Raw genomic sequence first — 23,925 nt, 5'->3', positions numbered from 1 at the left:
GGGCTTGCTCGCGAATGCGGTAGATCATTCAACAACGATGCCGACTGATACACCGTCTTCGCGAGCAAGCCCGCTCCCACAGGGATTGGCGTGACCGATGGACCCAAAACACCGCCAGAACCCTTCAACAACGGGTCCTGGCGGTTTTTTCTGCCTGCTGGAATTCTGAAAAAACCCTGCTGTACTCACTGCAACGTTCTGGAGGTGGTTCTGCAGTCCATCGGCTGGATGCTCAAGGCTGCATAATCTCGAAAGGGCTCACTCTCATGTCTCTGTTAAAACGTTCGGCTACAGAGTTGGTAGGTACGTTCTGGCTGGTGTTGGGTGGTTGCGGCAGTGCGGTGCTGGCGGCGGCTTTTCCGGATGTGGGGATCGGTCTTCTCGGGGTGTCCTTCGCGTTTGGCCTGACCGTGCTGACCATGGCCTTCGCCATTGGCCATATTTCCGGCTGTCATCTCAATCCTGCGGTATCCCTCGGCCTGGTGGTGGGTGGGCGGTTTCCGGCCAATGAATTGCCGGCCTACATCATTGCCCAGGTCATTGGCGGCGTGATTGCAGCCGCCCTGCTGTACTTCATTGCCAGCGGCAAACCCGGTTTCGAACTGGCGGGAGGATTGGCATCCAACGGCTATGGCGAACACTCGCCCGGCGGCTATTCGATGGCCGCAGGGTTTGTCTGTGAACTGGTAATGACGGCGATGTTCATCCTGATCATCCTCGGCGCCACCGACAAACGTGCACCGGCTGGACTGGCACCGATTGCCATCGGCCTGGGGCTGACGCTAATCCACCTGATCTCGATCCCGGTCACCAACACCTCGGTCAACCCGGCGCGCAGCACCGGCCCGGCGCTGATCGTCGGCGGCTGGGCGATTCAACAACTGTGGATGTTCTGGGTCGCACCGCTGCTCGGTGCAGTCGTCGGCGGCGTGCTGTATCGCTGGCTGGGCAAGGAAGACACCTGACACACTGCGCGGTGAAGATCAGCCTTGTCGATAAGGCAAGGCTGACTTCGCATCCTCCGCATAAGCCAGTACCCCCAACCGCTCCTGCTCCAGGAAGTCTTTCACCGCCGCTTTCAATCCCGGATGCCGCAAGTAGTGCCAGGAATGGGTGATCACCGGCTCGAATCCGCGAATCAATTTATGCTCCCCCTGAGCCCCCGCATCGAAGCGCTGGAAACCGTTGGCGATGGCGTATTCCATGCCCTGGTAGAAGCAGGTCTCGAAATGCAGGCGGTCGAACTCCGCCAGGCAACCCCAGTAACGCCCGTAGAAACTGTCGCCCCCCACCAGGCTGAAAGCCATCGCCACCGGCCGTGATCCCTGTTTGGCCAGCACCACGCGAATCGATTCGGGCATGCGTTCGGCCAACAGGCTGAAAAATTCTCGCGTGAGATACGGCGCTTGCCGGCGCACCGCGTAAGTATTGGCGTAGCAGGCATAGACGAAATCCCACTGTGCCTGGCTCAGCTCTCGACCTTCAAGCCACTCGAATTCAATGCCCTGCCCCGCCACTTGCTCCCGCTCTTTGCGCATCTGTTTGCGCTTGCGCGAACTGAGCACGTCGAGGAAGTCCTGAAAATCCCGGTAGCCGCGATTCTGCCAGTGGTATTGACAGCCAACGCGCTGCAACCAGCCGGGCTGCTCGCTCAATGCCGCGTCGGTGAACGCATCGGTGAAATTGATGTGGGCGCTGGAGAGCCCCTCAAGCTCAAGGTAACCCGGCAGGCTTTTCAATAACTCGAAGCCGTCTTCGACCGTGGCCGCCAACAGCCGTGGCCCGGTAACGGGACTGAACGGCACGGCGGCCAACAGCTTGGGGTAGTAGTCGATGCCGGCGCGTTCACAGGCATCGGCCCAGGCGTGATCGAACACGTACTCGCCGTAGGAATGCCATTTGCGATAACCGGGCAGCGCAGCGATCAGGCGGTCACCTTCAACGTGCAGCAGATGCTCGGGCTGCCAGCCGGAATGGGGGCCGACGCTGCCGCTGTCTTCCAGCGCGCTCAAAAAAGCGTGACGCAGAAAAGGCTGAGTCTCGGGCACCAGGGCGTCCCAGGTCCGCGGGGCGATTTCTGACAGTCTTTGCAGGCGTTGCAACGGCATCACCATCCTCACTTTTCATGGTGTGAAAGCCTCGCGAGTATCGCCGATCGCTCTCCTTTGCACACGATCAATTCGACGACAGCGCTCTAACTCAATAGTTCACGACGACTCTGTATCGTCATCGACATGACATCACATCGCCACCGCTCTGTCATAAACCATCGCGATACTGGCGCCTGTTTTTAGAGCGCCGGGTTATACCCGGCCACTGTTTTCCGCCCCTTACGGTCGGTTGTGTCCGGATGGCTCTGTCATCCCCTCTCATCTTCGGAGATTGATATGCGTCTTGCTTCCACGAAAACTGCGGCGGCCTTGTGCGGTGGCCTGCTGTTGGCCATGAGTGTTCCGGCCAGTGCCGCAGTCGACGCCAAACTGCTCGACATGCTCAAGGCTAACGGCTCGATCACCAACGCGCAGTACAGCGAACTGCAAGCCGAGCTGGCCAGGGATCAGAAAGACCAGCAGATCGCGCGTCAGGCTCAGCAAGAGACTAACGAGCAAATCGCGGCCACCGCGAAGAAAACCGAGGCACTGAGCACCTTCGACCAGAAGCTGGCCTGGGCCGCCAAGACCCAATTCAAGGGTGACGTGCGTTTCCGTGAAGAAACCGTGCACAACGATGGCGTGCCAAACAACAAGGACCAGGATCGTCAGCGCATTCGTGCCCGCCTGGGTGCCTACAGCGAAATCAACCCGCAGGTCGACACTGGTATCCGTATCGCCACCGGCAGCAACGACGACGCTCGTTCGACCAACCAGGATCTGAACAACTACTTCGACAAGAAGCAGATCTGGCTGGACCTGGGTTACATCGACTACCACCCTGACGCGATCAAGAACCTGCACCTGGTTGGCGGCAAGATGCCGCAACAGTGGGTGAGCATGGGCGACATCATCTGGGATAGCGACATCAACCCTGAAGGTCTGGCCGTCACTTACAAGTACCCGCTGAGCGGCAGCACCGAGCTGTTCGGTAGCGCCGGTCACTACACCCTCAAGGACAACGTCGACGGTGAAGGCGTGCAGTTCAAGCACGACCTGCGCCTGTACGCTGGTCAGTTGGGTGGTCGCTTCGCCATCACCGACAGCATGAAAATGACGTTGGGCGGCAGTATCTACTCCTACGACAACGACAGCAGCAGTGCCTGCCCTACCTCCGGCACCGTTACCACGCCATGCGCCCTGGCCGTCAACGGCAACAGCCCGAACGAAACCTTCAAACTGTACGAAGGTTTTGGCCAGCTGGACTTCACCAACCTGCCGGTTCCGCTGTCGCTGTACGGTCAGTACGTCAACAACACCGATGCCAGCAACGACCAGGACACTGGCTGGCTGGCCGGTGTGAAGTCCAAGGTCTACGGCTTCAACCTGGACTACAACTACCGCGACGTGCAGCGTAACGCCGTGGTGGGTGCCTTCACCGACTCCGACTTCGCCAACGGCTTCACCGGTTCGCGCGGCAGCAAGCTGAAAGTGAGCTACGATCTGGACAAGAACTTCGCCCTGGGCGCGACCTACTTCATGGCGACCTCGGACCAGACCAACGCCAACATCAAGAAAACCGATTCGGACATCAACACCCTGCAACTGGATGCCGAAGCCAAGTTCTGATTCACCCCGCTACACGACCCGGGCAAGGAAGCCCGGGCCGCTTTTACAGCCTGGCGTTGGTGTGTCGGTCCCCATCATCCTCCGACACATCAACGCGAGTCTGTTTTCACATCCCCGCCTGCACCCTTCAATTGTGGCGAGCGAGCTTGCTCGCGCTGGACTGCGAAGCAGTCCCGAACTCAGCCACCGCGTTTTACCGGACACACCGCATCAGCTTGTCTTGCGACTGCTTCGCAGCCGAGCGGGAGCAAGCTCCCTCGCCACAAATGCCCAACCCAAAAAAAATCGCAGCTTTCGGCTGCGATCTTTTCATCTGCTGCGACAGTTAATTCAAACTCAGCGCTTGCGCAGCAACACGCTACCAATCGAATAACCGGCGCCGAACGAGCTGAGCACGGCCAGCGAGCCGGCGGCCAGATCGTCCTGGTTCTTGTGGAAGGCAATCACGGAGCCGGCGGAACTGGTGTTGGCGTAGGTGTCGAGAATCACCGGCGCTTCCTGTTCGGTGGCGTCGCGGCCCAGCAGTTTCTTGACGATCAGGTGATTCATGCTGAGGTTGGCCTGGTGCAACCAGAAACGCTTCACGTCGCTGACGTTGAGCTGGTTCTCTTCCAGGTGCGTAGCCACCAGTTCGGCCACCATCGGGCACACGTCGCGGAACACCTTGCGACCTTCCTGCACGAACAGTTTGTCCCTGGCGCCAATACCCTCTTCCGCCGCGCGGTTGAGGAAGCCGAAGTTGTTGCGGATGTTGTTGGAGAACTTGGTCAGCAGCTTGGTGCTGACGATGTCGAACTGGTACTTGGAAGTGGCCAGGTCGGCACGTTCGATGATCACCGCGGTGGCGGCGTCGCCGAAGATGAAGTGGCTGTCGCGGTCACGGAAGTTCAGGTGGCCGGTGCAGACTTCCGGGTTGACCATCAGGATCGCCCGGGCCTGACCCAGTTGCACGCTGTTGGCAGCGGTCTGGATACCGAAGGTCGCCGAAGAGCACGCCACGTTCATGTCGAAACCGAAACCCTGGATGCCCAGCGCTTCCTGGACTTCGATGGCAATGGCCGGGTAAGCGCGTTGCAGGTTGGAGCAGGCAACGATCACGCCGTCGATATCGGCAGCGGTCTTGCCGGCGCGCTGCAGGGCTTGTTCGGCAGCGCCGATGGCCATCTGGCACAGCACCGACCACTCGTCGTTGGAGCGTTCCGGCAGGCGCGGGGCCATGCGTTGCGGGTCAAGGATGCCTTCCTTGTCCATGACAAAGCGGCTCTTGATGCCAGAGGCTTTCTCGATGAACGCGGCGCTGGACTCGGTCAATGCTTCCACTTCACCGCGTGCGATGGCATCGGCGTTGTCGGCGTTGAATTGCGCCACGTAAGTATTGAAAGACTGCACCAGCTCTTCGTTGGAAATGCTGTTGGCCGGGGTGTACAGGCCGGTGCCACTGATGACGACGTTATGCATGGTCGTGTCTCTAATCTGTTCAGGCAGAAAGCATTGGCACCGTCGTACCAACACGCAAAGGGTCTATTCCAGTCCGGGGACGCAAACCTGGCATCGCTTAATTCCGACCCGCCCGCAACCGTGAAGGCTCAAAACCGCGGGGCCGGTGTTTATAGGCGCGAAGTTTGCCATAAACGTGGGCATTTCGCCCCTATTTGCTGGATCAAACTCCCACTGACACACCACCTGACCTGTGGGAGCGGGCTTGCTCGCGAAGGCGGTGTATCAGGCGACAGTGATATCGACTGACACGACGCCTTCGCGAGCAAGCCCGCTCCCACAGGGTATTGCACCAGCCTCGGGTCTACGGTTCGACTTGCGACCACTGCTTGTTCAGGCGCTTGTCGGAAATCGGCACCTTGGTCCCCAATTGCTGGGCAAACAGCGACACCCGGTATTCCTCCAGCCACCAGCGATACAACTCCAGCTGCGGATCGCGCTTGCCTTCCTGGGCATGTTTGTTGGCGCGGGTCTGGTATTGCGTCCACAGGCCGCTCAATTCACCGCTCCAGACCCGGTCTCGCTGGACCTGGGCACCGATTTTTTCGAAACGCTGTTCGATGGCCTTGAGATAACGCGGCAACTCCTTGAGCCATTGCATCGGCGTTTCCCGGACAAACCCCGGATACACCAGGTGGCTGAGTTGCTGCTTGATGTCGTTCAGGGCCACGGCTTGCGCAAGATCAATCTTGCCCTTGAAGCGCTTTTGCAAGCCATGCCAATGCTTGAGGATTTCCAGGGTCAGCTTCGCCACACGCTCGGCGTGCTCGGTCCAGGCGCCACGCTTGCGCTCGGCCAGCGACGCCAATCCGGCGCCGTCACGGGGCAACGGCTCTTCGCCTTCGAGAATGCAGCTGTCGAGGCTGGCCAGCAGAATGTCTTCCACCAGCGCATCGACACGCCCCATGTCGCGGTACAGCAGGCCCAGTTCGGTCAGACCCGGCAACTTGCCACGGAGGAATTTCGCCGACTCGGCCAATTGCTGCATCAGCAAGCGTTGCAGGGCACGGCGATGCTGGAACTCGGCTTCGGCCGGGGTCGAGAAACGCCCTTCCTTGACTGTGCCCGCCTCTTCCACCAGCGCCGGATAGACCGTCATCGACAGCCCGGCGATCTTCTGTTGGGTTTTCTCGGCCACGGCGGCAAACACTTTCGGCTCCACCGGCTGCTGGCTCTTCGCGGTTTGTGGCACCGCCAATGCAGCCTGGCTGGCCTCGGCGAAACGCGCCGTCAGTTCGGCCAGATCGCGCCCCTCACCGAGGAACTTGCCCTGGCCGTCGACGATCTCCAGGTTCATCCGCAGATGGCTTTCGACCTGCTGCGCCGCCTCGGCCCAGGCCTCATCGCTGACCCGCGCTCCGGTCATGCGCAGCAACTCACGACCCAACGCCTGGGGCAGCGAACCCTCGGCAAAGGTCATGCGCTGCAGGGCGGCCTTGACGAAGTCCGGTACCGGCACGAAGTTCTTGCGCAGGGCCTTGGGCAGGTTTCGCACCAGGGCAATGCACTTGGCTTCGATGACACCCGGCACCAGCCAGTCCAGGCGTTCCGGCGGCAGCATCGGCAACAGCGGTGCCGGCACGCGCAGGGTCACGCCATCCCGTGGATGGTTGGGTTCGAAGTGGTAGCTCAGGGCCAACTCCAGATCACCGATGTGCAGCGTATCCGGGTAATGCTGCGCTGTGACCTCACTGGCTTCACGGGCCAGCACGTCTTCCTCACGCATGATCAGCAGCTGCGGATCTTTCTGACTGTTGATCCGGTACCAGCTGTCGAAAGTCGCCGTCTGATGAATCTCCGCCGGCAGGCGCGCATCGTAGAAGGCGTACAGGGTTTCTTCATCGGCAAGGATGTCGCGACGGCGGGCCTTGGCCTCCAGTTCGTCGAGTTGCTCCAGCAGTTGCTTATTGGCCGTCAGGCACTTGGCTTTCGACTGAATCTCGCCGCGCACCAGCGCTTCGCGGATGAACAGTTCGCGGGACACTACCGGGTCGACCGGACCGTAATGCACCGGCCGGCGACCGACCACGATCAACCCGAACAGGGTGATCTGCTCGAACGCCACGACCTGGCCGCGCTTCTTTTCCCAATGCGGTTCGAAGTGGTTTTTCTTGATCAGGTGCCCGGCCAGCGGCTCAATCCAGTCGGCGTCAATCTTGGCGACCATACGTGCATAGAGCTTGGTGGTTTCCACCAGCTCGGCGGTCATCAGCCATTGCGGGCGTTTCTTGCCGATGCCCGAGGACGGGTGAATCCAGAAGCGCCGCTGACGGGCGCCAAGGTAATCGCCCTCTTCGGTTTTCTGGCCGATCTGGCTCAGCAACCCCACCAGCACCGCTTTGTGCAGCTTCGGATAGTCCGCGGGTTCTTTATTGAGGCTCAACTGCATGTCGCGACAGATCAGGCTCAACTGACGATGGGAGTCGCGCCATTCGCGCAGGCGCAGGTAATTCAGGAAATTCTTGCGGCACCAATTGCGCAGCGGGTTGGCACCCAGCGCCTGACGCTGCTCTTCGAAACCGCACCACAGATTGACCAGTCCGGCGAAGTCCGAGTCGGCGTCTTTCCATTGGGCATGGGCCTGATCTGCCGCCTGCTGACGCTCCGGTGGACGTTCACGCGGGTCCTGAATCGACATCGCGCTGGCGACGATCAGCACTTCCTGCAAGCTGCCGAGCTTGGCTGCTTCGAGCAGCATGCGGCCCATGCGCGGGTCCACCGGCAGCCGCGCCAATTGACGACCGAGCGGGGTCAACTGGCTGTTGCGATCCACCGCCGAGAGTTCCTGCAGCAGGTTGTAACCGTCGCTGATGGCCTTGCCATCCGGCGGCTCGATGAACGGGAACGCGCTGACCTCACCAAGGCGCAGGTGCAGCATCTGCAAAATGACTGCCGCAAGGTTGGTACGCAAGATTTCCGGATCGGTAAATTCCGGGCGACCGAGGAAATCTTCTTCGCTGTACAGGCGTACGCAAATGCCCGGCTCGACCCGTCCGCAACGGCCCTTGCGCTGGTTGGCGCTGGCCTGGGAAATGGCTTCGATGGGCAGGCGCTGGACCTTGGCGCGGTAGCTGTAGCGGCTGATGCGTGCGGTGCCGCTGTCGATCACGTAGCGGATGCCCGGCACGGTTAGCGAGGTTTCCGCGACGTTGGTCGCCAGTACCACGCGACGGCCCGGGTGCGACTGGAAAATCCGCTGTTGCTCCGCCGGCGAAAGGCGCGCATACAACGGCAGGATTTCAGTGTGCTTGAGCTGAGCCTTGCGCAGCATGTCGGCGGCGTCGCGAATCTCGCGCTCACCGGGCAAAAACACCAGCACGTCACCGGGACTGCGGCGTTCGCTGCGCTCGTAAGCAGCAATTTCGTCGAGGGTGGCGAGGATCGCCTGATCCACGGTCAAGTCATCTTCGACGCGATTACCCTCTTCGTCCTGCTCAAGCGTCAGCGGGCGATACCAAGTGTCCACCGGGAAGGTACGCCCGGACACTTCGACAATCGGTGCATCGTCGAAGTGCTTGGAAAAGCGCTCCAGATCGATGGTCGCCGAGGTGATGATGACTTTCAGGTCCGGGCGGCGCGGCAGCAGGGTTTTCAGGTAGCCGAGCAGGAAATCGATGTTGAGGCTGCGTTCGTGGGCTTCGTCGACGATGATCGTGTCGTAGCGTTCCAGATAGCGGTCGTTCTGGGTTTCCGCCAGCAGGATGCCGTCGGTCATCAGCTTGATCAGAGTATTGGAATCGCTCTGATCCTCGAAGCGCACCTGATAACCGACCAGCGCGCCCAGCGGCGTACCGAGTTCTTCGGCAACCCGGCTGGCCACGCTGCGCGCAGCGATCCGCCGTGGCTGGGTGTGACCGATCAGGCCATGCTGGCCGCGACCGATTTCCAGGCAGATCTTTGGCAACTGGGTGGTTTTACCCGAACCGGTTTCGCCGGCAATGATCAGCACCTGGTGCTTTTCCAGCGCTTTCTTGATTTCGTCGCGCTTGGCGGCAATCGGCAAACTGTCGTCGTAACGAATCACCGGCAGGCTGGCCTTGCGCGCCAGCACCTGCTCACAGGACGCCTGCATCCGCGCCACCCACTGGGCCAGCTTGGCCTCGTCGGTTTTCTTGCGCAGCTCAAGCAACTGCCGCCGCAGCCGGTGGCGGTCGGCGAGCATGGCGTGATCGAGGTTTTTCAGCAGTTTGTCGATGGAGGGCGATTCGTCGGTCATCGGGTACGCAATTCAGTCGTCTAGTGGCGCAAGGGGGGCGATTGTCGCAGATTTTACGACCGCTGCGCGGCCGATCGCGAGCAAGCTCGCTCCCACATGGGATCTATAGCGACCACAAAATCGGGGCACGCCACGGTCAAATGTGGGAGCGAGCTTGCTCGCGATCGATTGCGAAGCAATCGCAGAGAACTACTCGTTATCGAGGCCCTTGCGCCGATACGGAAACACATCAATCACCTTCCCCGCCCGAATCGCCTCCTGCAGGCTTTTCCAGTAATCAGCGTTGTACAACTCGCCATGCAGTTGATCGAACAGCTTGCGCTGCCCCGAGTCGGCAAACAGGAACGGCGGAAATTCTTCCGGGAACACGTCCAGCGGCCCGATCGAATACCACGGTTCGGAGGCCATTTCGTCCTCGGGGGTGCGCGGTGCCGGAATGTGGCGGAAGTTGGCCTCAGTGAGGAAGCAGATCTCGTCGTAGTCGTAGAACACCACCCGGCCGTGACGGGTAACACCGAAGTTCTTCAGCAGCATGTCGCCGGGAAAGATGTTGGCCGCCGCCAGTTGCTTGATCGCCAGCCCGTAATCTTCCAGGGCTTCGCGCACCTGCGCCTCGTTGGCGTTTTCCAGGTACAGGTTCAGCGGGGTCATGCGGCGTTCGGTCCAGCAGTGGCGGATCAGCACCGTGTCATCTTCCACCGACACCGTCGACGGTGCGACTTCCAGCAGTTCTTCCAGGCACGCCGGGGCGAACTTGCTCAGCGGGAAACGGAAGTCGGCGAACTCCTGGGTATCGGCCATGCGCCCGACGCGGTCGACGCTCTTCACCAAACGGTACTTTTCGATCACCGTGGCGCGGTCGACGTTTTTCGATGGCGAGAAACGGTCCTTGATGATTTTGAACACGGTGTTGAAACCCGGCAGGGTGAACACGCTCATGACCATGCCGCGTACGCCGGGGGCCATGATGAACTGGTCGTCGGTGTTGGCCAGGTGATTGATCAGCGCCCGGTAGAACTCCGACTTGCCGTGTTTGTAGAAACCGATCGAGGTATACAGCTCGGCGATGTGCTTGCCCGGCAGGATGCGCCTGAGGAAGCCGATGAACTCCGCGGGCACCGGCACATCCACCATGAAATACGAGCGGGTGAAGGAGAAAATGATCGACACGTCCGCTTCGTCGGTGATCAACGCATCGATCTGGATGCCGCGACCTTCGAGGTGCAGCAATGGAATGGCTAGCGGCCATTGCTCATCGGTGGTGTAAATACGCCCCACCAGGTACGCGCCTTTATTGCGGTACAGCACCGAGGAAAATAGCTCGACGCTCAGCTCCGGGTCCTTGCACACCCAATCCGGCAGGTTCTCGCGCAGCTGCGCTTCGAGGCGTTGCAGGTCACCGGGCAGGTCGGCGTAATCCTCGCTGAAGCGGTAGTCAGCAAAGATGCTGGCGAGCATGGCCGACAATTGGCCTTGCGGCTTGTAGGTGCGGGTTTGCGCGGCCCGGGCCCGGCGCAGGCTCGGCCGGGTGGTGTGGATGAACATGCAGCCATCGCTGATCAAGTCATGGCTGAACAGCCCGCAGAAGATCGAGTTGTACCAGGTCTCGGACAGTTCATCGTCGAAGCGCAGGTCGATCAGGCTGATGTAGGCGCTTTTGACCAGCGGCCAGCAACTGACGTCCAGCGTATCGGCGTCGAACGCAGTGCGCAGGCGCGCCACCGTTTCACCGACTTTTTCTTCGTACAGATTGATCCGTGCCGCCGACGCCGATTGCGTCTCTTGCCACCGGGCCTGTTCGAAGCGGGCCCGGGCGCCGTCAGTGATCTGGCGAAAGTGCTCGCGGTAATCGTCAAAGCCATCGAGGATCAAGCGGGCGATGTCGGCGGCTGGCCACTGCTGCGGCATGGTGAGACCTCTGCGGGAATTCGGAAGGCTGAGCTTAGCCAGTGAACCGGGTGCAGGAGAAGCGTAATTTTCCCGGCGAATTGAATGCCCGGTTTTCGGTTGCCATCGATCACACACTCAGCAACACTTTCGCCCCTCCATCAAGGAAGGACCGCGCTGTGAACCCCATCGATATTTTCCGTTTACTGTCCCTGGCGGCCATTTGGGGTGCGAGTTTCCTGTTCATGCGCATCATCGCCCCGGTGATTGGCAGCATTCCTACGGCTTTTTTCCGTGTATCAATAGCCGCTGCCGGACTGCTGGTGATTCTTGGGCTGATGCGCATCAGTTGGGATTTCAAGGGCAAACTCAAGACCGTGATGCTGCTCGGGGTGATCAATTCCGGCATCCCGGCGACGCTCTATTCGGTCGCGGCACAAGTGCTGCCGGCCGGTTACTCGTCGATTTTCAATGCCACAACCCCCTTGATGGGCGTGCTGATCGGCGGGCTGTTTTTCCATGAACGGCTTACTGGCGCCAAGCTCGGTGGCGTGTTCCTGGGGTTGTTTGGCGTGGGCGTGCTGACCCGTGCCGGTCCGGTGGCGTTCGATATGGGACTGCTGATGGGAGCCGTCGCCTGCCTGCTCGCAACCACTTGCTACGGCTTTGCGGGGTTTCTGGCCCGGCGCTGGCTCGATCAGGCCGGCGGTCTCGATAGCCGCTTGTCGGCACTGGGCAGCATGCTCGGCGCGACATTGTTCCTGCTGCCGCTGTTCGGCTATAGCGTGTTCAACCAGCCACCGGCGAGCTGGGGCGGCTGGAGCGTCTGGCTTTCGTTGTTGGGGTTAGGTCTGGGCTGCACGGCGTTTGCCTACATTATTTACTTCCGGCTGCTGAGCTCGATTGGCCCGGTGAAATCGATGACCACGACCTTTTTGATCCCGCTGTTCGGCGTGTTGTGGGGGGCGTTGTTTCTCGATGAGCCATTGTCGATGGCGCATATCTATGGCGGGTTGTTGATTGCGCTGGCGTTGTGGTTAGTGTTGAAGCCGGCTGCTGTGAAACCTGGCCTGGTGGCTGACCGGTAGGATTGTTGCGAGACGGATGACGCCTTCGCGGGCAAGCCCGCTCCCACAGGGTTCGATGTCGCGTACAAATTTTGTGTACAACATCAAATACTGTGGGAGCGGGCTTGCCCGCGAAAGCGGCTGATCAGACGCCAAAAGTCACAAAGGCCCGGAGCAATGCTCCAGGCCTTCTCGGGTTTACGCCGATTTACGGAACACAAACACCAGTCCGACGATGATCAACAGCATGCCGAACAGGCTCAACAGCGCCAGGCGGTTGCCGAAGATCAGATAGTCCATCACCGCCGTTACCGCCGGCACCAGATAAAACAGGCTGGTGACGTTCACCAGATTGCCCCGGGCGATCAAGCGGTACAGCAACAGCGTCGCCAGCACCGACACCACCAGCCCCATCCATAGCACCGGCACAATGAAACCGCTGCTGTGTTCGAAGTGAAACGGCTGGAAGGGCACGAACACTCCGCACAACAACAGCCCCGCGAGGTACTGCACCGGCAGCGTTCCGAGGGGATTGTCAGTGATGCGTTTTTGCATGATCGAACCAAACGTCATGCTCGCCAGCGCCAGTAAACCGAAGAGCATCCCGGCCAGCGACATCCCGGCCAGTCCGATGCCCTGATAGACCACCATGATCAACCCCGTCAGCCCCAGGGCCAGGCCGAACATCCGGCTCCAGGAGCGCTGGCGCTCCATCAGCACCACCGTGAGGATCGGCTGCACGCCCATGATGGTCGCCATCACCCCGGGCGTGACTTTCAGGTCAAGGGCCAGCAGATAGAAAATCTGATAAGCCCCCAACAACACCACACCGGTGGCCATCGCATACAGCATCGGTTTGCCGCCCTTGGGCAACTTCAGCTTGAGCAAGGGCACCAGCAACACCAGACCGCAAAGCGCGATAACGAAACGAAACATCAGGAAAGCAAAGGGCGACGCGTGGGCCAGCCCCCACTTGGAGAAAATCGCCCCGCTGCTCCACAGCAAAACGAACAGGCTCGTGGAGGCCGCCGCGAGTGCGGACTTTTTCGAAAGGACAAACATGAATACCACCTGTAGTCAGGCAAAAAGCCAACTCAGCAAAAGCTGAAGTTCAGTAGTTTTTTCAGGCGGGCAAGGGACAGCAGATGAAAGCTGATCAGCCCGAAATGCCAACGCCTGGCGGTGATACGACTGCGCACACCGGCGTGCTACTGACAGGTGGGGGGTAATGACTGATCTGCCCGGGCTGCTGATTCCCGCACGGCACGACGCCAGCGTTGACCGCTGAATCGACTACCGCGTTGATGTGGAATGCAGGCATTGGGCTGATCTTTGATCGAGGGAGAAAAAAGTGAGTCCGAAACTCACCGCGCGCCGACTATAACCAGCCCTCGACATGGATTGCAACGACTTGGTCAAAAGGCCAGTAACGACAAGTACAAGGGCGCTGCCTAGGCTTGAGAGCAACTGCAACGCCCAACGATGGGGAATGGAATGCAAGAGATCACATGCCAAGGGAAAGGACTCATCTTCGGTATCAGTTGTACAAGTCTCAGGCCAGAAAGCAGGCCAGCATTACCACCGCTCGACTGCAGAATGAATTGGAGCAAACAGGGGCATTTGACATCGAATTATCGCGAGTTCGCTTCGAAGCAATCGACGCTCAGGCACTCAATGCCTACGATCAGTGGGGCGACACTCATTTTTCATGGCATGACGTCACAGGATGGAAAGCCAGAGAGCCAATGTGTTTCGACCTGGCGATCTGGTTTGATCAGGAATTGTGCGGGCTTTGCTTCGCAAATCCGAACCAGAGCCGTTTGAGAGTGAAAATAGTCCGTCTGGAGGGTAAACCTGCTAACGATCACCCCTTGAAGAGGCACGTAGCAACACTGACATTGACCGCCGTTACCCACTTCGCACGAATCATAGGCAGCGAGCAGATTGAAATTCAGGAGCCGCTTGAAGGTGCAATCACTCTGTATCAACAGCTTGGTTTCGAATTCGATATGGAAGGTCGTCTTGTGATGCTTGTGGAGTACGACTAGTATCGGACCATCTGTTCATTTAATGAGCAACGCTGGAAGCATTATGAAAGCTCTCGTTGAAAACAAAGCTGCATACGCTAAATCTGTCAGAAACAAGCAAAAACGCTCCTCCATGGAATTATCCGAGGGTCAGTTGCGTCGTTTCAAAGAGGCGTTGGCAAACCCGATAATCGACGAACCTGCCGGCGTTCTCGCAGGCGCATCGTTTAAATTCTCGTCATAAAAAAACCGCTCCCAGTGAGCGGTTTTCTATTGCGTGACTGGCCTTAGCCAAACAACCAATACCCCAACAACCCCAGCACCACCACCGCCAAAACCGGTCGCAAAACGCGATACGCCTTGGGATTACGGCGTTTCCACTGTTTGACTACGCCGCTGAATTTGTCGCTGGAGTTCTTGCTCCAGGCATATGCCTTGTTGATCCCACCCACGCGCTCGTCATCCAGGTTCTGAGGAGCGGTAGCACGGCCCAGCCAAGCGCTGATACTGCGATTGATGCGGGTCATGACGCGATTGCTCAGCGGACGCTCGATATCACAGAACAGAATGACGCGGGTCTTTTCCGTTTCGTTCTTGACCCAGTGCACATAGGTTTCGTCGAACATCACGTCTTCACCATCGCGCCAGGCGTAAACCTGGCCGTCGACGAAGATGCGACAATCGTCGGAGTTCGGTGTCGACAACCCCAAGTGGTAACGCAGGGAACCGGCAAACGGATCGCGATGCGGATTGAGGTGGCTGCCGCCCGGTAGCAGCGCAAACATGGCGCCTTTGACGTTGGGAATGCTGCTGACCAGTTCCACGGTTCTCGGGCACAGGGCTTCGGCAGAAGGCAGCGGTTTGTCATACCACTTGAGATAGAAACGCTTCCAGCCCTTCTTGAAGAACGAGCCAAAACCGGCGTCGTTGTTCTTTGCCGCCGCGCGGATATACCCCTCGTCGAACAAGTGCATCGCTTCGTCGCGGATCACTTCCCAGTTGTCCTTGAGCACATCCAGCTCCGGGAACTTGCTGCGATCCAGGTACGGTTTCGAAGGCACACCGGAAAACAGGTACATCAAGGCGTTATAGGGTGCGAACAGTGCCGAATGGTTAACGAACTGACGCAAAACCGGCAGACGCGCCTTGCCGCGTAAATGCACATAGAGGGTGCTGCCGAGAAACAGCAGCAACAACGAGGCCTTCGCGGCAAACGATAAGGTCATCAACAACTCCTTTGAAGATAATCGACATTGCGCCACGCCCATTGCCCGACATGGCTGCCGGCATGATAAACACTGCCGACCTGGTGAAAAACCCGCACTTTTCAACATTCAATGTTAATGAATGTGCAACAAAGCATTGCTTACCATAAGGCGCCTGAACGCTGGCTGATGAAAATCCATCATCAACCGAACAAGATCAATAGTTCGCAACCAGCGATAATGCCTCAGGCATCACCGCCGACCACGACGCGCCAATGCTCAGCGCTTACTGCTGATTCTCCTGCTCGGTAAACAGATCACTGAACAGCATGCTCGACAGGTAACGCTCACCGGAATCCGGCAGGATTACCACTATGGTCTTGCCCTGCATTTCCGGGGTCTCCGCCAATCGTACGGCCACGGCCATGGCGGCGCCGCAGGAAATCCCGCACAAAATCCCCTCTTCCTGCATCAAACGCAAGGCCATGGCCTTGGATTCTTCGTCACTGACCAGCTCCACCCGATCGACGATCGACAAATCGAGGTTCTTCGGCACAAAACCGGCACCGATGCCCTGGATCTTGTGCGGGCTCGGCTTGATTTCTTCACCGGCCAGGGCCTGGGTAATCACCGGCGACACCGCCGGTTCCACCGCCACTGAGAGTATCGGCTTGCCCTGGGTATTCTTGATATACCGTGAAACCCCGGTGATGGTTCCACCTGTTCCGACGCCTGCCACCAGCACGTCGACCGCGCCGTCGGTATCGTTCCAGATTTCCGGGCCGGTGGTTTTTTCGTGGATGGCCGGGTTGGCCGGGTTGTCGAACTGTGCCGGCATGAAGTACTTCGACGGGTCGCTGGCAACGATTTCTCCCGCTTTTTCGATGGCGCCTTTCATGCCTTTGGCCGGCTCGGTCAACACCAGTTCGGCACCCAGTGCCTTGAGCACCTTGCGGCGTTCGATGCTCATGGATGCCGGCATGGTCAGCACCAGTTTGTAGCCACGGGCAGCGGCCACGAAGGCCAGACCGATGCCGGTATTGCCGGAAGTGGGTTCGACGATAGTCATGCCCGGCTTGAGTTTGCCGCTGCTCTCGGCATCCCAGATCATGTTCGCGCCGATCCGGCACTTGACCGAATACCCCGGGTTGCGCCCTTCGATCTTGGCCAGAATGGTCACACCACGCGGCGCAATGCGATTGATCTGCACCAGCGGCGTGTTGCCGATGGAGTGGGCGTTGTCAGCGAAAATGCGGCTCATGGCTGGGTCCTTAACGACAGCATTGAAATAGGGCATCAAGGTAAGCCTCTTGCCAGCAGGCGTCCAGTCGGGTCGAACGTCCGCTTATCGGTGCAATCAATGACTCTGGATCGCCAGAGTTTTACCACCATAAAACGTCGATACAACTTGGCCTCTGCGGCCCCTCATCGGCCTGGTTGTGCTGCTGATATCGCTACACATCGCCTTGCCCAATCTGGTGCGCAACTATCTCAATTTTTTTGCGCGTGACGATGTACCGGCCAGTGTCTTCTGCCGCACGGGGCGAATTCGATTGCTGTTGCAGGAAGTCCCAACCCAGGCAGGCCAAGGCCAAAGACCGGGGCACCGCTTCCCTGCCACCGCTATAACGACTGATGCTGCGGGTACTGACCCCCAGCGCTTCGGCGGCCTGTGTGAGAGACAAACCGGTGCGGGCGCGCCAGTCGATAAAGATTCGAGTGTTTTCGTCGGTCGCGTTTTGTGCGATCGCATCCAGGTACAACGTATCCGCACCAATTTGAATGTCCTGCTCAGGCCATTCGACGCACCAGCCATCATCGCCCACGGCGGCACCGGCGAAGGCGCGCCCCTGCAATGGCTGCAAGCCTGGAAAGGCCAGCAGATCACGACTCAGATCCAGTGTCAGTTGCTGGCCGTCAATAAAGGTCAGTTGCAGGCAATATTCCGGTAGTGGCTTTACGGCCAGCAGCCGTGGTCGTTTCATGGGTAACATCGTTTCCAGTCCTCGAGCAATTGCGCCTGATGAGCCCCGACCCACTCCAGCGCTTCCCTGATGATCAACGGTGGAGCCTTGCCTGCCAGCACTTCGACGGTTTCCAGGCTGAGCATGACATCCAGACCGCCACCGGTCAGGTGAACATGAGGCGGCGGATGATCCTTCTCGCGCAATTGAATGCGGTATGTATCTCGAAATCGGTATTTGGTAGACATGCCCGGCAAGCTATCGCCAAAATGGCGATAGCTCAATACTGGCCAGCAGCCGAGACTGAGTCAAGATGTGACGCCCCATTCAGAGACTGAATAAGCCGTCTGCGTTCACAGTCGACCGGGCAGCGCGTTATAGTCGGGGCTGACTCTTTTATTGCGCCCCCGCCCTGCCTCGTTCAGGTCGGCGTTACCGTTCGAGGATTAGCAGATGAAGTTCGAAGGCACCCAGGCCTACGTCGCCACCGATGACCTGAAGCTTGCGGTCAACGCCGCCATCACCCTGGAGCGGCCGTTGCTGGTCAAGGGCGAACCGGGTACCGGCAAGACCATGCTCGCCGAGCAACTGGCCGAATCCTTTGGCGCCAAGCTGATCACCTGGCACATCAAGTCCACCACCAAGGCTCACCAGGGCCTGTACGAGTACGACGCGGTCAGCCGCCTGCGCGATTCGCAGCTCGGCACGGAAAAGGTCCACGACGTTCGCAACTACCTGAAAAAGGGCAAGCTCTGGGAAGCCTTCGAATCCGAAGAGCGGGTGATCCTGCTGATCGACGAAATCGACAAGGCCGACATCGAATTCCCGAACGACCTGCTGCAAGAACTCGACAAGATGGAGTTCTACGTTTACGAGATCGACGAGACCATCAAGGCCAAAAAGCGTCCGATCATCATCATTACCTCCAACAACGAGAAAGAGCTGCCGGACGCGTTCCTGCGCCGCTGCTTCTTCCACTACATCGCTTTCCCCGATCGCGTGACGATGCAGCGGATCGTCGACGTGCACTACCCGGACATCAAGAAAGACCTGGTCAGCGAAGCGCTGGACGTGTTCTTCGACGTGCGCAAGGTGCCGGGCCTGAAGAAGAAGCCTTCGACCTCCGAGCTGGTGGACTGGCTGAAGCTGCTGATGGCCGACAACATCGGCGAAGCGGTGTTGCGCGAGCGCGATCCGACCAAGGCCATCCCGCCGCTGGCCGGCGCTTTGGTGAAAAACGAACAGGACGTGCAATTGCTTGAGCGTCTGGCGTTCATGAGTCGTCGCGGCACTCGATAAGGGTCAACGCCATGTTGCTCAACCTGTTCAATGAAATGCGCGCAGCCAAGGTACCGGTTTCGGTACGCGAGCTGCTGGACCTGATCAACGCGCTGAAACAGCGCGTGACCTTCGCCGACATGGACGAGTTCTATTACCTGTCCCGGGCGATCCTGGTGAAGGACGAACGGCATTTCGACAAGTTCGACCGGGCGTTCGGTGCCTACTTCAATGGCCTGGAAAAACTCGACGACCACTTGCAGGCGCTGATTCCGGAAGACTGGTTGCGCAAGGAGTTCGAACGCTCGCTGACCGATGAAGAGCGGGCGGCGATCCAGTCCCTCGGCGGCCTGGACAAGCTGATCGAAGAGTTCAAGAAACGCCTCGAGGAACAGAAGGAACGCCACGCCGGCGGCAACAAGTGGATCGGCACCGGTGGCACCAGCCCGTTCGGCTCCGGCGGCTTCAACCCGGAAGGCATTCGGGTCGGCGACGCCGGCAAGCGCCAGGGCAAGGCGGCCAAGGTCTGGGACCAGCGCGAATACAAGAACCTCGATGACTCGGTCGAGCTGGGCACCCGCAACATCAAGGTCGCCCTGCGCCGCTTGCGCAAGTTCGCCCGTCAGGGCGCGGCGGAAGAACTGGACATCGATGGCACCATCGATCACACCGCCAAGGACGCCGGCTTGCTGAACATCCAGATGCGGCCGGAGCGGCGCAACACCGTCAAGCTGTTGCTGCTGTTCGACATCGGCGGCTCGATGGACGCTCACGTGAAGATTTGCGAGGAGCTGTTCTCGGCCTGCAAGACCGAGTTCAAGCATCTGGAGTACTTCTACTTCCACAACTTCATTTATGAATCGGTGTGGAAGAACAACATGCGCCGCACCTCCGAGCGCACCTCGACCATGGACCTGCTGCACAAGTACGGCGCCGACTACAAAGTGATCTTCATCGGCGACGCCGCCATGGCGCCCTACGAAATCACCCAGCCGGGCGGCAGCGTCGAGCACTGGAACGAAGAAGCCGGCTACGTGTGGATGCAGCGTTTCAAGGAAAAGTACAAGAAACTCATCTGGATCAATCCGTATCCGAAAGACACCTGGGGCTATACCTCATCGACCAATATCGTGCGGGATTTGATTGAGGACCAGATGTATCCGTTGACACTTCGCGGGCTGGAAGAAGGGATGCGGTTTTTGTCCAAGTAGAAGTTCGTCGGCTGTGAAGGCCTCTTCGCGAGCAAGCCCGCTCCCACATTTGGAATGCATTTCACTGTGGGAGCGGGCTTGCTCGCGAAGCTTTTAGTGGCTTATGAAACGCTGCAAATACTCGACTTGCTCGCGATGAGCGACATCCTGCACCACCGGCCGCAACCTCACCGATGCACCCGGCAGACACTGCGCCAACCGCGCCAGCGCCAACGGCGTCAACGCCCCCAAACGCGGATACCCACCAATGGTCTGCCGATCATTGAGCAACACAATCGGCTGTCCGTCCGGCGGCACCTGGACGGCCCCCAACGGAATACCTTCGGAAATCATCGGTTTGCCCTGGTACTGCAACGCCGTACCCAACAGACGAATCCCCATCCGGTCGGCACGGCTGTCGAGGCTCCAGGTGCTATTGAACGCGTCGAACAGGCTTTGCCCGCTGAACTCGCCAATCTGCGCACCGAGCACCAGATCCAGCACTGGGTCGCCGGTGAAATCCGGCACCCATTCGCTCGGCAACTCCCGCAGCAATACCAGCGGGTTCCCCGAGTAGCTCAATGATGCGCCCTTACCCAGCGCATGGCCCATTCCGTCCAGGCCGCCGAGTTCCTCCCGGACCACCGTCGCGCTACTGCCCAGCACTTTCGGTGCATCAAACCCACCCGGCGCCGCCAGATAGGCCCGGGCGCCGAGCAGCGGCCGGGTGAATTGCAAGCGCTGACCTTTGTGCAACCTGAAACTGCGCCAGGGTGCCAGCGCCTCGCCGTCCACCTGCGCGCCAAGATCCGCTCCGGCCAAGGCCAGCAGGCAGTTTTCCTCGGCAACGACGCTGAACCCGCCGAGAGTGATTTCGATCACCGGCTTATCCAGTTCGTTGCCCAATAGCCAGTTGGCCCAGGACATCGAACACCAATCGGCCGCTCCGCCTTGGGTCACGCCCAGATGGCGCACGCCGAATCGACCGGCATCCTGCAACAGGCACAGAGCCGTACTCGCTTCAATCTTCAGACGGCTCATGCCTGGACCTCCAGTGGCGTATCGTCACCGCCCAGGTTAATGAACTCGGCATGGCCAACCGCTTCGAATCGTACGGTGTCACCTGGCTGCATCAGGCTGTAACCGTCACGGTTGCGATCGAACAATTTCGCCGGCGTGCGGCCGATCAGGTTCCAGCCGCCCGGCGACACCACCGGGTAAGCCGCTGTCTGCCGTTCGGCGATGCCGACACTGCCGGCGGCAACTTTCTTGCGTGGTGTGTTCAGACGCGGTGCGGCGAGCACCTCGTCCACCAGCCCCATAAAGGCGAAGCCCGGCGCAAAGCCCAGGGCGAACACCTGATATTCACGCTCGCTGTGACGACGGATCACCTCCTCCACCGCCAATCCGCTGCGCTGCGACAACAGGCTCAGCTCTGGACCGACACTCAAGTCGTACCACACCGGCAACACATGACAGGTACCGCGAGTACGCGCATTGGGCGACAGATCGATCAGCGCCTGGGCAATCAATTCCCGGGCCTGAGCGGGACTCAGCGCGGTCAAGTCGTAATGCACCATCAATGTGGTGTAGGACGGCACCAGATCGATCAGATGCTCACCGAATGCCGTGCGCAGACTTTCACTGGCCGCCAGCATCCACGGCATGTTGGTTTCGGCGATTTCATCGAACAGGCGCACCATCAGGCAATCCAGCGCCACCACTTCCACCCGCAGCTTCATGACGCACTCTGCCGGTTCAAGGCTTCACGGATGCGTTGCACGGCAGCGACCGAACTGGCGTTGTCGCCGTGCACGCAGAGGGTGTTGGCCTGCAAATGCAGGGCACTGCCGTCGCTGGCGGTGAGGTGATCGCCACGGGCAATGGTCAGCGCCTGCTCGATGATTTTTTCCGGGTCGTGATGCACCGCGCCCGGCAGTTGTCGCGAGACCAGCCTGCCGGCGCTGTCGTAAGCGCGATCGGCGAAGGCCTCGAACCACAGTGTCACGCCGTATTCATCGCCTAGTTGCTGGGCGGCGCTGTTGTCGCGGGTCGCCATCAGCATCAATGGCAGAGTACGGTCGTAGGACGCCACCGCTTGCAAAACGGCGCGCAGCTGCGCCGGGTTGGCCATCATGTCGTTGTACATCGCACCATGGGGTTTGACGTAGCTGACCCGGCCGCCCTGGGCCCGGCAGATGCCGTCGAGGGCGCCGATCTGGTAATGCAGAATGTCCTGAAGTTCCTGGGCGGCATACGCCATGGAGCGGCGGCCGAAGCCCACCAGATCCTGATAGGCCGGATGCGCGCCAATTTGCACACCGTGGCTGAGGGCCAGGCTGACGGTCTTGCGCATGATGCTCGGATCGCCGGCGTGAAAACCGCAGGCGATGTTGGCGCAATCGATGAAGGGCATGATTTCTGCGTCCAGACCCATGGTCCAGCTGCCGAAACTCTCGCCGATGTCGCAGTTCAATAGCAGGCGGCTCACGCTGAACACTCCTGTAGGCTTTGTTCTTTTTAGCTGCGGGACATATCTGTAAGACATGCCCGCAGGTTATCAGTTACTGGGCGTCGAGTTGCTTGCCACGGGTTTCCGGCAAACTCAGGGCCGCGAGTATCACCACACCGTAGGAAACTGCCGCAAAGGCACCAATGCCCACACTCAGCGGTACAGTCTGGCTGAGCAGACCGATCAGCAGCGGGAACAACGCCGCCAGCGCCCGGCCGATGTTGTAGCAAAACCCCTGGCCCGAACCGCGAATGCGCGTGGGGAACAATTCGGTCAGAAACGCGCCCATGCCACTGAAAATCCCCGAGGCGAAGAAGCCCAGCGGAAAGCCCAGCCACAGCATCACGCCGTTGCTGACCGGCATTTGCGTGTACAGCAACACAATGGTGAACGAGCCCACGGCGAACAGGATGAAGTTCTTCTTGCGTCCGAGGATGTCGGTCAAATAGGCGCTGATGACGTAACCGACGTAGGAACCAATGATCACCATTGCCAGATAACCGCCAGTGCCGAGTACGCTCAAACCGCGCTCGTTTTTCAGGAACGTCGGCAGCCAGGACGTGATCGCGTAATAGCCGCCCAGCGCACCGGTGGTCAGCAACGAAGCGCGAATCGTGGTGAAGAGCATGCCGGGGGCGAAGATCTCGTAGAACTTCGAAGGATTGCTCGGCGCCTCCTTGGCTTTGGCTTCACGATAGATTTCCGGGTCCTTGACCAGCCGACGGACGAAGATCACGAAAATTGCCGGCACGATGCCCAGGATAAACAGTGCACGCCAGGCGTCTTCCGCAGGCAAGACCGAGAACAGCAGCGCGTACAGAATCGCCGTCAGCCCCCAACCCAACGCCCAACCGGATTGCACCATGCCTACGGCCTTGCCACGGTCCTGGGCACGAATGACTTCACCGATCAGCACGGCGCCGGCCGTCCACTCGCCGCCAAAACCGAAGCCCATCAAGGTCCGCGCAATCAGCAGTTGCTCGTAGCTCTGGGCAAAGCCGCAAAGGAAGGTGAAGAAGGCAAACCACAGCACGGTCAGTTGCAAGGTGCGCACACGGCCGATGCGATCGGAAAGAATTCCCGCCACCCAGCCACCGATGGCCGAAGCGATCAACGTGCTGGTATGAATCAGCCCGGCCTGACCGGTGGTGATGCCCCACATGGCAATCAGGGTCGGCACCACGAAGCTGAGCATCTGGGTGTCCATGCCATCCAGGCCATAGCCGATCTTGCAGCTCCAGAAGGTGCGGCGCTCCTGCTGATTGATGTTGCGATACCAGTCGAAAGGTCCCGGGCGAGCCGTGGCTTTCGCAATGACGGGGGTGTCTGGCGCACTCATGGCAAATCTCCGCGCTGATTTTAT

Annotated in this window: 20 protein-coding genes; 7 read left to right on the top strand and 13 right to left on the bottom strand. The window is 59.5% G+C overall.

Translation table 11 applies throughout. The features are described 5' to 3' along the window. Nucleotides 1-266: 266 nt before the first annotated feature. On the top strand, nt 267-965 hold the full coding sequence (gene aqpZ / locus PMI28_RS19665; protein ID WP_007984856.1) for an aquaporin Z: 699 nt from the start codon (nt 267-269) through the stop codon (nt 963-965). A gap of 18 nt (nt 966-983) precedes the next feature. Here the strand turns inward: aqpZ and PMI28_RS19670 are convergent, their stop codons facing one another. Further along, entirely contained in the window at nt 984-2,108 is a 1,125-nt protein-coding gene (locus PMI28_RS19670) for a GNAT family N-acetyltransferase (RefSeq protein WP_007984854.1), read from the bottom strand. 279 nt (nt 2,109-2,387) lie between these two features. On the opposite strand from PMI28_RS19670, the gene PMI28_RS19675 reads away from it, so the two are divergent. Further along, the gene (locus PMI28_RS19675) at nt 2,388-3,719 is read left to right on the top strand and encodes a putative porin (protein ID WP_007984852.1); all 1,332 of its coding nucleotides are present in this window, start codon (nt 2,388-2,390) and stop codon (nt 3,717-3,719) included. 336 nt (nt 3,720-4,055) lie between these two features. Here the strand turns inward: PMI28_RS19675 and PMI28_RS19680 are convergent, their stop codons facing one another. From PMI28_RS19680 to aceK, 3 genes are all read right to left on the bottom strand, one after another. Then, nucleotides 4,056-5,177: a beta-ketoacyl-ACP synthase III gene (locus PMI28_RS19680; RefSeq protein ID WP_007984850.1), complete on the bottom strand. Its 1,122-nt coding sequence runs from the start codon at nt 5,175-5,177 to the stop codon at nt 4,056-4,058. Nucleotides 5,178-5,520: 343 nt separating this feature from the next. After that, the gene (hrpA, locus tag PMI28_RS19685) at nt 5,521-9,432 is read right to left on the bottom strand and encodes an ATP-dependent RNA helicase HrpA (RefSeq protein WP_007984848.1); all 3,912 of its coding nucleotides are present in this window, start codon (nt 9,430-9,432) and stop codon (nt 5,521-5,523) included. 189 nt (nt 9,433-9,621) lie between these two features. Further along, on the bottom strand, nt 9,622-11,340 hold the full coding sequence (gene aceK, locus PMI28_RS19690) for a bifunctional isocitrate dehydrogenase kinase/phosphatase (protein ID WP_007984846.1): 1,719 nt from the start codon (nt 11,338-11,340) through the stop codon (nt 9,622-9,624). A gap of 158 nt (nt 11,341-11,498) precedes the next feature. Here aceK and PMI28_RS19695 point away from each other — a divergent pair, with 158 nt between their 5' ends. Next, the gene (locus PMI28_RS19695; protein ID WP_007984843.1) at nt 11,499-12,407 is read left to right on the top strand and encodes a DMT family transporter; all 909 of its coding nucleotides are present in this window, start codon (nt 11,499-11,501) and stop codon (nt 12,405-12,407) included. A gap of 177 nt (nt 12,408-12,584) precedes the next feature. On the opposite strand, the gene PMI28_RS19700 is transcribed toward PMI28_RS19695, so the two are convergent. Next, nucleotides 12,585-13,448 carry a DMT family transporter gene (locus PMI28_RS19700; protein WP_007984842.1) on the bottom strand — a complete coding sequence of 288 codons (864 nt, stop codon included), beginning with the start codon at nt 13,446-13,448 and terminating at the stop codon, nt 12,585-12,587. A gap of 446 nt (nt 13,449-13,894) precedes the next feature. On the opposite strand from PMI28_RS19700, the gene PMI28_RS19705 reads away from it, so the two are divergent. Then, a complete protein-coding gene (locus PMI28_RS19705) occupies nt 13,895-14,434 on the top strand; it encodes a hypothetical protein (RefSeq protein ID WP_007984840.1) in 540 nt (179 codons plus the stop codon). Nucleotides 14,435-14,477: 43 nt separating this feature from the next. Then, nucleotides 14,478-14,657: a hypothetical protein gene (locus tag PMI28_RS19710; RefSeq protein ID WP_007984838.1), complete on the top strand. Its 180-nt coding sequence runs from the start codon at nt 14,478-14,480 to the stop codon at nt 14,655-14,657. A gap of 43 nt (nt 14,658-14,700) precedes the next feature. Here the strand turns inward: PMI28_RS19710 and PMI28_RS19715 are convergent, their stop codons facing one another. The 4 genes from PMI28_RS19715 to PMI28_RS19730 form a co-directional block, all read right to left on the bottom strand. Continuing rightward, a complete protein-coding gene (locus PMI28_RS19715) occupies nt 14,701-15,639 on the bottom strand; it encodes an aspartyl/asparaginyl beta-hydroxylase domain-containing protein (RefSeq protein ID WP_007984837.1) in 939 nt (312 codons plus the stop codon). A gap of 265 nt (nt 15,640-15,904) precedes the next feature. Beyond that, nucleotides 15,905-16,879, bottom strand: a complete 975-nt coding sequence (gene cysK, locus PMI28_RS19720) for a cysteine synthase A (RefSeq protein ID WP_033063203.1) — start codon at nt 16,877-16,879, stop codon at nt 15,905-15,907. A gap of 193 nt (nt 16,880-17,072) precedes the next feature. Then, complete coding sequence (locus PMI28_RS19725; RefSeq protein ID WP_007984833.1) at nt 17,073-17,612, bottom strand: DUF2442 domain-containing protein; 540 nt, start codon at nt 17,610-17,612, stop codon at nt 17,073-17,075. Next, nucleotides 17,600-17,830 carry a DUF4160 domain-containing protein gene (locus tag PMI28_RS19730; protein ID WP_033063200.1) on the bottom strand — a complete coding sequence of 77 codons (231 nt, stop codon included), beginning with the start codon at nt 17,828-17,830 and terminating at the stop codon, nt 17,600-17,602. The genes PMI28_RS19725 and PMI28_RS19730 overlap by 13 nt, the downstream gene beginning before the upstream one ends. A gap of 205 nt (nt 17,831-18,035) precedes the next feature. Here PMI28_RS19730 and PMI28_RS19735 point away from each other — a divergent pair, with 205 nt between their 5' ends. Both PMI28_RS19735 and PMI28_RS19740 read left to right on the top strand, forming a co-directional pair. Beyond that, the gene (locus PMI28_RS19735) at nt 18,036-18,881 is read left to right on the top strand and encodes an AAA family ATPase (RefSeq protein ID WP_007984829.1); all 846 of its coding nucleotides are present in this window, start codon (nt 18,036-18,038) and stop codon (nt 18,879-18,881) included. A gap of 11 nt (nt 18,882-18,892) precedes the next feature. After that, entirely contained in the window at nt 18,893-20,071 is a 1,179-nt protein-coding gene (locus PMI28_RS19740; protein WP_007984827.1) for a vWA domain-containing protein, read from the top strand. A 93-nt stretch (nt 20,072-20,164) separates the two neighbouring features. Here PMI28_RS19740 and PMI28_RS19745 read toward each other — a convergent pair whose 3' ends face one another. The 4 genes from PMI28_RS19745 to PMI28_RS19760 all read right to left on the bottom strand — a co-directional run bounded on the left by PMI28_RS19745 (nt 20,165) and on the right by PMI28_RS19760 (nt 23,901). Further along, entirely contained in the window at nt 20,165-21,091 is a 927-nt protein-coding gene (locus PMI28_RS19745; RefSeq protein WP_007984825.1) for a biotin-dependent carboxyltransferase family protein, read from the bottom strand. After that, complete coding sequence (gene pxpB / locus PMI28_RS19750) at nt 21,088-21,792, bottom strand: 5-oxoprolinase subunit PxpB (protein WP_007984824.1); 705 nt, start codon at nt 21,790-21,792, stop codon at nt 21,088-21,090. The genes PMI28_RS19745 and pxpB overlap by 4 nt, the downstream gene beginning before the upstream one ends. After that, entirely contained in the window at nt 21,789-22,541 is a 753-nt protein-coding gene (locus PMI28_RS19755; RefSeq protein WP_007984822.1) for a 5-oxoprolinase subunit PxpA, read from the bottom strand. Before PMI28_RS19755 ends, pxpB begins: the two co-directional genes overlap by 4 nt. A 73-nt stretch (nt 22,542-22,614) precedes the next feature. Then, nucleotides 22,615-23,901: an MFS transporter gene (locus tag PMI28_RS19760; RefSeq protein WP_007984820.1), complete on the bottom strand. Its 1,287-nt coding sequence runs from the start codon at nt 23,899-23,901 to the stop codon at nt 22,615-22,617. Nucleotides 23,902-23,925 lie beyond the last annotated feature (24 nt).

Origin of the sequence: Pseudomonas sp. GM48, assembly GCF_000282335.1 — a bacterium.
Lineage (GTDB): Bacteria > Pseudomonadota > Gammaproteobacteria > Pseudomonadales > Pseudomonadaceae > Aquipseudomonas.
This window is presented reverse-complemented; position numbering and strand designations above follow the sequence as displayed.